Source organism: Roseofilum halophilum BLCC-M91 (assembly GCF_030068445.1).
Taxonomy (GTDB): domain Bacteria; phylum Cyanobacteriota; class Cyanobacteriia; order Cyanobacteriales; family Desertifilaceae; genus Roseofilum; species Roseofilum halophilum.
Map to the genome: position 1 here is coordinate 1 of NZ_JAQPOK010000143.1, position 13,087 is coordinate 13,087.

The 13,087-nt window shown below is 45.8% G+C and carries 7 protein-coding genes; 1 reads left to right on the top strand and 6 read right to left on the bottom strand.

The window, feature by feature from the left end; translation table 11 throughout:
* From PJF56_RS18395 to PJF56_RS18420, 6 genes are all read right to left on the bottom strand, one after another.
* The coding region (locus PJF56_RS18395; RefSeq protein WP_283764164.1) for a helix-turn-helix domain-containing protein at positions 1-198 on the bottom strand (198 nt) is incomplete at its 3' end.
* A complete protein-coding gene (locus PJF56_RS18400) occupies positions 159-908 on the bottom strand; it encodes a hypothetical protein (RefSeq protein WP_283764165.1) in 750 nt (249 codons plus the stop codon). The genes PJF56_RS18400 and PJF56_RS18395, both read right to left, overlap by 40 nt.
* A gap of 20 nt (positions 909-928) precedes the next feature.
* Positions 929-2,806: a two-component system response regulator gene (locus PJF56_RS18405; RefSeq protein ID WP_283764166.1), complete on the bottom strand. Its 1,878-nt coding sequence runs from the start codon at positions 2,804-2,806 to the stop codon at positions 929-931.
* The gene (locus PJF56_RS18410) at positions 2,799-6,248 is read right to left on the bottom strand and encodes a PAS domain S-box protein (protein ID WP_283764167.1); all 3,450 of its coding nucleotides are present in this window, start codon (positions 6,246-6,248) and stop codon (positions 2,799-2,801) included. The genes PJF56_RS18405 and PJF56_RS18410 overlap by 8 nt, the downstream gene beginning before the upstream one ends.
* A gap of 10 nt (positions 6,249-6,258) precedes the next feature.
* The gene (locus PJF56_RS18415; RefSeq protein ID WP_283764168.1) at positions 6,259-9,087 is read right to left on the bottom strand and encodes a hybrid sensor histidine kinase/response regulator; all 2,829 of its coding nucleotides are present in this window, start codon (positions 9,085-9,087) and stop codon (positions 6,259-6,261) included.
* 119 nt (positions 9,088-9,206) lie between these two features.
* Positions 9,207-11,987, bottom strand: a complete 2,781-nt coding sequence (locus PJF56_RS18420) for an adenylate/guanylate cyclase domain-containing protein (RefSeq protein WP_283764169.1) — start codon at positions 11,985-11,987, stop codon at positions 9,207-9,209.
* Positions 11,988-12,169: 182 nt separating this feature from the next.
* On the opposite strand from PJF56_RS18420, the gene PJF56_RS18425 reads away from it, so the two are divergent.
* Positions 12,170-13,057, top strand: a complete 888-nt coding sequence (locus PJF56_RS18425; RefSeq protein ID WP_283764170.1) for an Rpn family recombination-promoting nuclease/putative transposase — start codon at positions 12,170-12,172, stop codon at positions 13,055-13,057.
* Positions 13,058-13,087 lie beyond the last annotated feature (30 nt).

Genomic DNA, 13,087 nt, shown 5'->3' on the forward strand with positions numbered 1-13,087 from the left:
TAACTCTTCTTGTTTTTTCCAGGCAGTCAACAGAGAAGATGTTTGAGCGTAATCGATTCTTTCTTGTCGTTGATACCAAGCCTGAGTTCTTTCATGGAGCGCTTTGTTGTAAACTAATCTTACACAACCCAAAGTGCGCCGCAATAGCGACTCTTGCTCTAAGGTTGGGTAAAATCGGTAGTTAAATGCTCTTTCCATGTGGGGTTCAAAGGAGTTCTCACATTGTAGCACCTAAGATGTAATTGTGGTAGCCTATGGTTAGTAAAGCCGCCCTGGAAGGGCGGGGTTTCAGACCCAATTTTTCTGATGATCTCAGCACGGGGAGCAAACCCATCTCCCATATCCCCAGCATAAGCCACGGTAACCCGGAAAACCTGTCCTTGAGATTCACCCAAATAGACCATACCGAGAATATTATCTTCATAATCAGTAAAGGCGATGGCCTTTTGCATCCAAGGATAAACGAGAATCTCCGGTTCTGTATAGTCTGCCTGGTGTTGCCAACCATTGCTCGCCAACAACCCGCGATCGCCAGTAACTGACGCTTCTAGCGCCTCCAACGTCATTTCCACAGGGGGAACAAACACATGCACTTGAGCGTTAGGAATCTCAAAAAACACCCCACATCCCTCATCACCACAAGCCGTATTCACCATTAAACTCTCAGGATAGTACGTCAGTACAGGAATAAAGTCTTGCTGATAGAGCTTGAGCGTGATTTCTTGCGGTTCTCCCTCCACTAAAATCGTTTCTGTCTTCATTTGAGGTAAATCACTCACTAAGGGAGCCTCAGCAGAACCAACCGCCACACTCCCCTGGGGAAGTTCTGAGGCTTCTGGAACACTGCACCCCACCATCAAGATTAATCCAACTACCCAAAGGCGATCGCCTAAAAATCTACTCATCATTCCTCCTTATTCCTCCTGCTTCAACGATCCAAGTTTGCCGACCAACAGGGAACCGTTGCTAACAATTCTCCCATAGCTTCACCATCTAAAGGTTTAGACAAAAAATAACCTTGGACTTCTTCACACCCCATTTTAGACAATTGGGTTAATTGAGAGCCTGTTTCCACACCTTCGGCCGTCACGGTAATATTTAAATGGTGCGCTAACGTGATAATCGCTTCCACAATGGCTGCATTTTCTCCCCGTTCCCCCATGCGACTAATAAACGAGCGATCGATTTTCAACGTATCAATCGGAAAGCGATGTAGATAACTCAAAGAAGAATAGCCCGTACCAAAATCATCAATACTCAGTTGAATCGAACGTTGTTTAAGCTTCTGAAGCGCACTGGTGGCCAAGTCTGGATTATCCATAATTGCACTTTCAGTAATTTCTAATTTTAAATTTTTACTCTCAAAATTAGTTCTGAGTAAAATCCGATCCATTTGATCGATTAATGTCGATTGATTAAATTGCTTAACCGACAAATTCACACTCATGGTTACCTTATCATCAATCCACGCTTTTTTTCGCCAATTCTCAAATTGACTACAAGCTTCTTGCACGACCCATAACCCAATTGGCACGATTAATCCCGTTTCTTCCGCAATCGGAATAAAAGCACCCGGTGAAATAAACCCCTGTTCGGGATGTTGCCAGCGAATCAAAGCTTCAAACCCAGAAATATAACCCGTTTTCAAAGAAATAATCGGCTGATAGTGCAGGACAAATTCATGATTTTCAATAGCCAATCTTAAATCCGTTTCGATCTGAAACCGTTTTTGGGTATTGCGACGCATAAACGCATCAAACACTTGATAAGTTTTATGGGTTCCTTTCGCCCGATACATAGCAATATCTGCATCCCGGAGTAGTTGCTCTGGTTCTTGATAGTCAGGAGTGCTAAAGACGATGCCAATACTGGCGTTTAAGAAAATTTCCTGTTGATTCCAATGAAAGGGCCAAGTTAAAGAGTTTTGGATTTTTTGAGCTAGGTTGATTGCAATTTGTACACTTTCAATTTGATGCATTAAAATAGCAAACTCATCCCCCCCGAAACGAGCCAAAACCTCGGTAGAGCGCAAGCAAGATTGCAAGCGACGGGCGACAGAAATCAATACATGATCGCCAACTAAATGTCCCAAGGAATCATTCACCATTTTGAAGCGATCGCAATCCATAAACAAAATAGCAAACTGATAGTCTTTATCCGACTTGAATCGGTCTAAGGCTTGAATTAAGCAATCCATGAACCACACCCGATTCGGCAATCCCGTCAGGGCATCATGGGAAGCCATGTGCAGTAGTTTTTGCTGAATTTTTTGGCGCTCTGAGATTTCAGATTCTAGTTTCTTATTGGTGCTAATCAGTTGTTGATTCATGTCTTGCAGTTGCTCGGTTCGCACCTGTACCCGGTGTTCTAATTCGCTATTGAGTTTCGTGATTTCTGCTTTAGCTTGGGTTAGGGCCAACTGATTTTCTATGCGAGCAATAACTTCTTCGAGGTGGAAGGGTTTGGTAATATAATCAATGCCGCCCACTTGAAACGCCTTGACTTTATCGAGTACATCATCTAAAGCACTCAAGAAAATGACCGGAATATCCTGAGTCTGAGCATCTGCTTTGAGTTGTTTGCACACTTCATAGCCATCCATATCCGGCATTTTAATATCGAGCAAAATCAAATCCGGAGGAATGGTCTTAGCCGCAGTGATCGCCATTTGACCATTGGTCACCCCTCGCACTTTATAGCCTTCTTCGATCAGGCTATTGGATAACAGTCGTAAATTATTCAGGGTATCATCGACAATTAATAGATTGCCCTTAGACGATGACGATATTGAACCAGGGTTATTCATGGTTAAAGTTACACTGAGCTATTTTCATAATTCGATCGAAACAAAATTGATCGACTAAACTCGCGATCGCCTGCTTGAGAGTTCCACGGTCTGCTGGCAATTGCTCCAAAAGTTGATAAATCCCCTCTGCATCAGCCCCCGCAGCACAATGATAAAGTTGAATCACCCAATTTTCAGAAAGCCCCTCAAGGTTAGTCTCCTCCACCAGAGTATGGGGTAAAGTTGGGTGAGCATCCACAGTTGGATTCAAACCCTCTACTGTCCCATAAATATATCGAACGCCAAGATACTTGGCCATTGTCTCAAAAATTTCGCTCTCTTGGAATGGTTTCATCATCCAATCGTCACATTCACAGGAGCGATCGCATGTTGGTTCTGTTGCTTCTGTTAAAGCATGGCCGGTTAAACCAATAATCGTCGTCGCTTGGCCTCGCAAGGACTGGCGGATCAACTCGGTGGCTGCATATCCATCCATCACTGGCATTTGCATATCCATCCAAATCAAATGAGGTTGCCAAGACTCCCACACTTCGATAGCTTCTTGACCGTTACTGGCCTCGCGCACCTCAAAACCCACAGAACTCAGTACCTTCACCAAGAGTTGCCGATTTTCCCACACATCCTCAGCCACCAGAATACGATAGGTCGGTTGACCGGGAGCTAGACCAATCACAGGTAAAGGCCCATTGGATTGGGGGACTTGCATCGGATCGGCCTCCTCAAACGGTATATAAAACCAAAAGCAACTCCCCCCCGCAGTCGGACAAGTGAAGTTAATTTTCCCCCCCATCAATTGGACGAATTTTTGAGTAATCGACAATCCTAAACCGGTTCCTTCTCCTGACTGACGACCTAAACTGGCCTGTACAAATGGCTCAAAAATCCGTTGTTGCTCTTCAACAGGAATACCTGGCCCTGTATCTTCTACCTCAAAATACAATCGATTGTTGTTTTGTTTGCTGACTTTCAAAATGACCTTACCCTGGGAGGTGAATTTAATGGAATTACTTAAGAGATTAATTAAAATTTGACGCAACCTCCCCTCATCTCCTTTGATCCATTGAGGGACATCTTTTTCCCAAATAATTTGAAAATTTAGCCCTTTTTTGTAGGCTTTCAAACTAAACATATCTTGGGTTTTTGCAAGCATTTGATGCAAGTCAAAATCGGAAAAGTTAACAAACAATTCACCCGATTCTATTTTTGACAAATCCAGGATATCGTTAATTAACGATAAGAGATGATGAGCAGAATGATTAATAATATTCAGAGACTCTTGTTGTCCGCTCTCCACAGGCGAGCGGGACAGGAGTTGAGTAAAGCCTAAAATAGCATTGAGGGGAGTGCGTAATTCGTGGCTCATATTGGCTAAAAACTCACTTTTAGCCTGATTTGCTGCATCGGCGGCATCTTTGGCTTGTTTCATCTGAGCTTTCGCTTTTAAGGCTTGAATAATTTGTTGGGATTTATATTCAATTTCCTGAACGGATTGAGCTTGCTTGAGGGCAATCCCCAGTTGTTTGCCTAAACGCACCATGGCTTTAATCTCCCAAGGTTTCCACATCCGAGGGGCTGCCGTTTGATAAGCGGCTAACAATCCCCAAAGTGTATCGCCTTGTAAAATGGGGGCAATTAAGTAAGAGCGAATTTGATGGCGTTGAAAAAATCTCAAATAGCCGCTAGGAAAACCCAATAAAAAAATATCATTTGCCACATAACTTTCGGGCAAACTTTCGGGAGAACTATGAAACTTAAAAAAACATTCACTCAGTTGTTCCGTCAACTCTTGATAGGAGTGGGAGATTTTAACTAGAGACCGTTGATTGGGGCCTAAGGACTCAGCTACAAATTGACCGCTCCAATCGGAATTAAAACGATAAACGAGAACGCGATCGCACTTGAGCAAGTGCCTGGCCTCATAGGTCACCGTCGTAAAAATGGTGTCCACATCCAAAAATGCCCTGGTTTTATCGACTACCATATCCACGGCCCGTTCTGTCTCTGCTTGTTGTTGCAACTGCCGTTTAATTTCTTTTTCTCTCTCCTGGGTTGCCTGTTGCAGTGCGACTTCCATCTGTTTACGCTCATTAATATTGGAGACCACTCCAATCAATTGAGTGGGTTCCCCCGTTAAATCTCGTACTACTGAAACGGCTAAATAAACCCATTGTGCCTGACCATCTTTGCGTAGATAGCGCTTTTCTAAGCTATAGGTCTGACAAAGGCCACTGAGTAAATCTTCAAGATAGGATTCTTCAATCTTCAGATCCTCTACATGGGTTATTTGGCGAAAGGTCATGGAGAGCAACTCGGCCTCAGTGTATCCGAGTAGCTCACAAAAGCGTTGATTGACTTGCACCAATTCTCCCGAAGGAACACTTAAGGCAATCCCGACGGCTGCTTGATCGAAAATGGCTTGTAACCTTTCTTCTCGCTCCCATAAACTTAACTGAGCTTGTCGTCGTTCGCTAATATCTCGCAAAGAGACAACTAAGGCTTCCATTCCATCCCATTGCACCGGAGCGATACTGATTTCACTGACTCCTAATACTTCTCCTCCATGGGTAATTTCAATCTCTGCGGTATGGTTAACGACCATGGGTAAGCCGAAAGGATAGTCGGTTAATTCAGACAGGGGTTTATGCATAATCCTGGCGACGGCTGGATTGGCAAATAGAATCTTTCCTTGTGGGTTAACAATCATGATCCCGTCAGAGGTACTATTGACCAGGGTTTGCCATCGGGCTTCCACTTGGCGCAGTTGTTCAGTGGTGTTTTTGTAACCTGTCAGCACTTGAGTGAAGAGGATGATACCACCGATCGCCTGGGTCGGGGTATACCAGGGGTAAATTTGCCAAGTGACCCAATCTAGGGAGCCATCAGCGCCATAAAAGGGGTCTTCTTCACACTGTTTGACCTGGCCTGCTAGACACTGTTGATGGATGTCTTTCCAGCGTTGGGGAATGTCTGGAAAGATGTCATAGTGGCACTTGCCGATGATGTTCTTTTCTTGTAAGTTGTACAACTTTAGCCATTGCTCGGAGACGTAGAGGTAGCGCATCTGACGATCAAAAATGGCGATCGCCCCTGGAGAATGTCCCACGGTTAACTTTAATAGCTCCTCCTGCGCTCTTAGTTTCTGCTGTTGCCGTCGTACATAGCCATACCCAATCAGGAGATTGGCACAGATTGCCCCTATTCCAGCTATCCAAGTAGGGGAGACCAACTTTTTGCCCCTACTTGGGTGGGCAGATTTCACCCGATCGCTAGAACCTAGAGAAGAGGGGCGAACCGCTAACCCGGGTACGGCAACTCCAATTGTTAGGATCAACACTAGCCCAGCTAAAATCGTCCTAAGTCCCTCTAACCTTAAGTCCCGCCCGCTATTGCCTTTTGCCTCTTGCCTTTTGTCTAGCGCCAAGGGCTGTTTTCCCCACTTCATAAGTTCCTACCTAAGTTTTTGAGACTTGATGATTAAGCTTCAAAGCGGTTTGAGAGACCTGAACCAGTTGTTCAAACTGAAACTGATTCACCCAACAGGTCAGGGTTTCACGCAACTGAATCTGTTCTTCACAGAGATCTTCGAGCAACTGCAAAATTTGCTCGCCATCGGCTCCTGTGGCAAAATACTGCAATTTTTCAATCCATTCATGGGGCATCATGGCCAATTGCAAGGGATAAATTTCGGCCGGTTCTCGATACACCACAGGAGGCTCTTCTAGGGTTTCATAAATATAATCGACTCCAAGATAATGGTTCATTTTCTCTAAAATGACTGATTCTCGGAAGGGTTTACGCACAAAGTCATCACATCCAGAGGATAGGACGAGGGTTTTTTCTTCCTCGAAGACACTGGCTGTCAGGGCAATAATGACGGTCGCTTGGCCGTGAAGATGTTGTTTAATATACTCGGTGGCGGTATAACCATCCATAACGGGCATTCGCATATCCATCCAAATTAAGTGGGGTTGCCAATTTTCCCAGGTTTCAATGGCCTGTTGCCCGTTTTCAGCCTCTTGCACATCAAATCCTAAAGGGCCGAGCAGGTGTAGCAACAGTTGCCGATTGCTCCAGCGATCGTCAACGACTAGAATGCGATAGGTTGGTTGACCGGGAACTAAGCCAATGACTCTCTGAGTGATGACAGGCTCAAGGCTGAGATTTTCCGCTCGTTCTACGGTAATCTCAAATTCAAATCGGGTTCCGATGGGCGAATGGGCAACGGCAACCGATTGGGGTGGGTCGTCAGGTTGGCCAGAAACTGGGGTAAATTGATACCCGCGACTGATCGCTTTGATCTGTCCCCCCATCAATTCAATAAACTCATGGGTAACGGTCAGACCTAATCCGGTTCCCTGTTGGGAACTTCGCCCGGACTGGGTTTGGACGAAGGGGGTAAATAGGCTAGAGAGTTCTTCTGGCTCAATGCCGATGCCGGTATCTTCGACTTCAAAGTGGAGTTGATGGGGAGAAGTTCCCATCTTAATTCGTAAAATCACTGTTCCTTCAGAGGTGAATTTAATGGCATTGCTCAGGAGGTTAACCAGAACTTGGCGCAACTTGCCTTCATCGGTGCGGATAGAGGTGGGTAGATGGGGATCGAGTTGGACTTCTAGGATGATGCCTTTGACTTGGGCTTTGAGGGCAAATAATTCTTGTACGGTTTCGATCAGATGTTTGAGGTCAAAGTCGTTGGGGTTTAGTTGCAGATAACCGGCTTCTATTTTGGCCATCTCTAGGACTTCGTTAATTAGTCCGAGCAGGTATTCGCTGGCTCGATGAATGATGTTCAGATACTCTTTTTGTTGCGGGTTATGACCGCGATGGCGCAACATCAGTTGGGTAAAGCCAATGATGGTGTTGAGGGGCGTTCTGAGTTCATGACTCATGTTGGCGAGGAATTGGCTTTTGGTTTGATTGGCTTGTTCGGCGGCTTGTTTGGCTTGTTCGAGTTCTAGGGTGCGCTCTTGTACTCGCTGTTCTAAGCTGTTGAAGGAGTCTTGAAGCTGTTGAGCCATTTGGTTAAAGGAGTGGGAGAGTTGTTCTATTTCTCGAATGCCGATGATTTTTAGGGGGTGAGTTCCGGGGGAGGAAAGGGAGTTTAGTTTTCCTTGGGCGATCGCCTTACTGGCTGCGGCTAGGCTTAAAATGGGGCGGGCAATCCAATGGGCGGTGAGAATGGCTATGGCGATCGCCACCATCAAGGCGATCGCACATAAGGCGATGGTGTTGCGGGTATTGGCTTCGATTTGTCCCATAAAGTCGGCTTCTGGAACTACGACCACGATTAACCAATCGAGACCATAGCTATCTTGATAGGGCATCACTTGCACAAATTGCCGTTGTTTCTGGATATAAAAGTCGAGTTTTTGGGTTTGTTGGATGCGATCGAACGATCCGAGAGTGTCTAATAAGTGAGCGGTGGTTGCTTGAATGATCGGATCTTGGCATTTGCTGGCATGAATACGTTGGGCGACCCCGTTTTTGATGGCAAAGGGTTGGGGTAGGGTGGAGCTGGCGACTAACTCTCCAGAGCGCTCTACAATGAAGGTCTGGCCGGATTTCCCAATTTTTAGGGTGGCCAGAAATTCACTAATTTGGGTGAGAAAAAAGTTATTGCCTAAGACTCCAATCAGGTTACCCGCATCGTCACGAATGGCCACACTGGCAGGGATGGCCATGCGAGGATAGGCATGGTAGGTAAAGATGGGCCCCCATACTTCTTGTTGGCTTTGGACTGCGACTTTGTACCAGGGGCGATCGCGAATGGGAAAATTGGGGGTTTCGTTGAGTAGTTTAATGGGACGATCTTGCTCATTGAGCAAATGAAATTGAATACTGCCTCCTGTTGCTTCACCCGCTCTCATCAGTTGCCTTTGATCCTCTGTTCCACGAGCAATGCCGATAAACTCGTTTTGTTCACTGCCAAAAAAGACGGAATCAATTCGATCGAAGCGTTGGAGTTGTTGGAGAAAATGTTTTTGTAATTGCGGAAAATTTTTGATCTGCAAATAGCCGAGTTCCACAGCATCTAGGGTGATATAATTAACTTGATGGGGAATGCTCAGATATTCCGAGAGTTTTTGATCGATCCGTTGACTGACTTCAGAGCGCAATTGCATCGCCACTTCATTGACTGCCTTTTTGCCATAGCGCACGGAAAACCACCCCGTTAAACCAACTACCAGGACAATCTGGACAACAAACGGGACGATCAGCAACAGCTTTAAGGGGATCTTGTCACGCAGATTCCAACTATTTTGATGATGTAAAACAGCCATAAAGGTTTATCAAAAAAATTAAAAACAGGAAAAATTTTAAGGTGATATCAAAAAAGGGAGTTAAAAATTCCACGGGGATCGGTTTAAATTGAGCAAAAAAGGATTAAAATTTGAGTTGATTAGCCTAACAGCCAATAGGTAAACATTTCTCCTTTGCCCTTAACCTCTATTTTACCCCGTTCGTGAAAATGATAGTTATTTCTTAATAATTCATAAGTTTGATGGGTGACCTGAATCTGACCGGGTTCCCCTTGGGACTCCATCCGAGAAGCGACATTAACAGCATCTCCCCAGAGGTCATAAATAAATTTGCGCCTGCCAATTACTCCGGCAACAACGGGGCCGGTATTAATACCAATACGAATTTGGAAGGGTTGCTTAAAGGGGGTTTGAAACTGACGGATAATGTTTTGCATCTCTAGGGCCATATTGGCGATCGCTTCAGCATGATCCGGACGCGGTAGGGGTAGACCTCCAGCCACCATATAGGCATCGCCAATAGTTTTTATTTTCTCTAAATGATATTTTTCGCAAAGATGGTCAAACTGGGAAAAGATGCAATTGAGGAGTTCAACCAATTCATGGGCCCGTAAATTACTAGAGAGGGGAGTAAATCCGACTAAATCGGCAAATAAAATGGTGACCGACTGGAACTGTTCAGCAATAACGACCCCCATTTGCTGATCGGTGAGGTCATTCTGTTTGAGTTGTTCGGCGATCGGTTCGGGTAAAATGTTTAAGAGCAATTTTTCAGATTTGGCTTGTTCAACTCGTAGGGCATCTTCGGCGTTTTTGCGTAAGGTAATATCTTCGATTACCCCTAATAAGCCAATGACTTGCTGCTGGGCATTATGAATGGGAATTTTACTAATATCGAGCCAAATGGGTTGACCATCGTTTCCGGATTTGACTTTTTTGGCAATCATATGGAGTTGCGGGGTATCCTTTGCCATGATTTCCCGGTCTTTGGCTCGAAATTCATCCGCTAAATGGCGCGGTAATAAGTCATAATCGGTTTTGCCAATGACGACTTCTGGACGCTCTAATCCGGCGGCTTCTGACCAATTGCGATTACAGCCTAAAAAGACGCAATCGGTATCTTTCCAAAAGACTTGTTGAGGAATATTATCTAAAATGAGTCGTAAATATTGCTGCTGTTCGCGTAGGGCGGCTTCACTGTGCTGTAAGGATAACAGGGCTTCTTGGCGATCGCTAATATCATAGGCTGCATAGAGAATACATGGATGTCGATCCCATAGAATTCTTTCAGCAGATAATAATAGGGTTTTGATCGCTCCAGAGGCGGTTTTCAGTTCGACTTGTTGGTGGCGTAGGGTTCCCTGGGTTTCTATGGCTTGGACTAAGCGCTGATGTTCTTGAGGATTAACCCACAATTGCAGTTCGGCTTCCCGATGGTGAGTTAGGGTTTCTGGGGAGTATCCGAGGATTTCACAAAAGCTGTCATTGACTTCAAGTAAACAGCCATCGGCGATCGCACTAATAAAGAGGGGATGGGGACTTAAACGAAAGGCCGTTTGAAAATGCTCCTGAGCTTGTTCTAAGGCTTGGGTGCGCTCTTGAACTTGACTTTCTAAGTTATGGTTCATTTCTTCCCAAGCTTGGAAGGAGATGTTGAGTTGATAAACCATCTGATTAAAGCCTTGGGCAAGTTGGTCTAATTCTGCAATGCGTCCCCCGTGGATTTTGGGAGCCATTTCCCCTTTGGAGATCGCCTTTACCCCTTGACTCAATTGGGAAATGGGGCGAGAAAGCCAGCGACAGAGGAGGAAACCTAAGCCTAAAGCAACCATTAAGGCAACGACACAGAGGGCGATCGTGCTGCGGGTATTGGCGTTAATCTGAGCCATAAAATCGGCTTCAGGAATAATCACCACCATCACCCAATCGAGTCCCCTTAAAGACTCTTCTCCCGGTTGCAAATTATGGCCGACGGTGGTTACTTCTAGAAAATAGCGCTCTCCTTCCCATTTCATCATCAGGTCTTGATGCTCTTCCAGGGAAGCTAAGGCGGCGATATGGCTGGCAGCTTGCTGGATTAACGGATTTTGACTCTCCGAGGCTTTAATCCGTTGACGACCGTCTGGGGTGTCAATAAAGGGGGCTTCTGGGGCAGAACTAGCCACCAGTTGACCCGATCGCTCCATAATAAAGGCTTCACCCGTGGCGCTAATCTCTAAACTGGCTAAAAAGTCACTAATCTGGGTGAGCGTATAATCTACGCCCAGAACTCCTTTGAGGTCTCCTTGGGTGTCATAGACAGGTAAAACCGGGGTAATGCCCAAATCTTCTGACGCAGAAAAGAGGTAAATAGGCGACCAGGTGGCGGTTTTAGCTTCAACTGCGGCTTGATACCAGGGACGGATACGGGGATCGTATGGGGCGCTGTAGATCGGTTCATTGCTGGGGCTGCCTTGTGGGTCTAAGTGATAGATATTACGGTTGGGGGCACTATTGCGATCGCGACGATAAAGGCGAGGCGTAGGGTCGCGGTTGACCATGATAAAGTCGCCTTGGGTATTGCCATAATAGAGCGATCGCACCCAGGGATGGATCTGTACCTGTTGCCAAAAGTAGGAGATTGCCCGATCGAAGTTGTCGGGGTCAAACCGTTGGGAGGCGATCGCCGCTTCATTCATCTTCAGAAATAAATGGGGCGTATCAGCGAACCGTTTTAGATGCTCTTGAATGCGATGGGTGACTTCTCCACTGAGACGATTAGCCAGTTCATTGACCGATTTTTGACCATTGCGGAACGACAAATAGCCAATCAATCCCACAACTAAACATAATTCCAGCACAAAGGGAACCACCAACAGGAAGCGCAAAGACACAGTTGAGCGGCCTTTGAAGGGAACAGAAATAGGTTGTTTGGTGGACATAAGCATTGCCCCAAGGACTATTGATCATCATACCCATCCCTTGGGAAGACTCCACTGATTCCTAATTACTGGCGAACAGAGAATTTAGAGCGGCTCTTGCTCTTCGCCATCCCTGGGCGATCGCCTAAATTAATCCAACTTCCTCTAACATAAACAATACCCTTGCGATTACCCTCAAGACCTTGGCCTACGACAACGCTTGCAAATACCTTGCCGAAAAATTCCCAGAGTCCTTCATCCAGTGGTTGCTTCCCCTAGCCCAACCCACCCCCGTTGAAGTTCTCAAAACCGAACTGATCCAAGAACCCATCCGCGCAGATTCGGTCACCTTCTTAAAAGCGGGTAACCAAATTCTCCATATCGAATTTGAAACCCGTCCCTACTCCGAACCTCCCCTACCGTTTAGAATGCTCGACTACTACGTGAGACTCAAACGGCAGTATGGTGGCTGTGTGCATCAAGTAGTGATTTTCTTACGAGAAATGGTGTCCGAGCAAGTTTTGCTCTCCAAGTATGAAGATACGAATACCCAGCACCAATACCAAGTGATTCGACTCTGGGAACAAGATCCCAATTTTCTCCTCTCTTCTCCCGGTTTACTGCCCTTGGCTACCTTATCGAAAACCAGTGAACCCCGCCAGTTACTCCAGCAAGTAGCGAATCAGGTTGCTACAATCGAGGAGAGCAAACAACAAGCAGATGTTCTCGCTTGTAGTCAAGTGTTAGCGGGTTTGAGATTTGACAAAAAGTTAATCAAACAACTACTGAGGAAAGAGACGATGCGCGAGTCAGTCATTTATCAGGAAATTCACGAAGAAGGTCTACTCGAAGGGATTCAGCAAGGGATTCAGCAAGGGATTCAGCGAGGGATTCAGCGAGGCGTACAACGGGAGGCATCTTTAGTCACTCGCCAATTGACGCGACGAGTGGGTGTGCTTTCTCCAGAATTGGAAGCACAAATTCAGTCTTTGTCTGTGGAAACTTTGGAAGATTTAGGGGAAGCGCTGCTCGATTTTACGGCAGTTGAGGATTTAGTATCTTGGTTGGGCGATAATGCTGGGCATCGCTGAGGTCATCTCGCCCAAACTTCCTCTAACATA

Excerpts from the sequence above, each read along its gene's own strand:
- PJF56_RS18420 (WP_283764169.1), bottom strand. The coding sequence starts at position 11,987 with ATGTCCACCAAACAACCTATTTCTGTTCCCTTCAAAGGCCGCTCAACT.
- PJF56_RS18405 (WP_283764166.1), bottom strand. The coding sequence starts at position 2,806 with ATGAATAACCCTGGTTCAATATCGTCATCGTCTAAGGGCAATCTATTA.
- PJF56_RS18410 (WP_283764167.1), bottom strand. The coding sequence starts at position 6,248 with ATGAAGTGGGGAAAACAGCCCTTGGCGCTAGACAAAAGGCAAGAGGCA.
- PJF56_RS18400 (WP_283764165.1), bottom strand. The coding sequence starts at position 908 with ATGATGAGTAGATTTTTAGGCGATCGCCTTTGGGTAGTTGGATTAATC.
- PJF56_RS18415 (WP_283764168.1), bottom strand. The coding sequence starts at position 9,087 with ATGGCTGTTTTACATCATCAAAATAGTTGGAATCTGCGTGACAAGATC.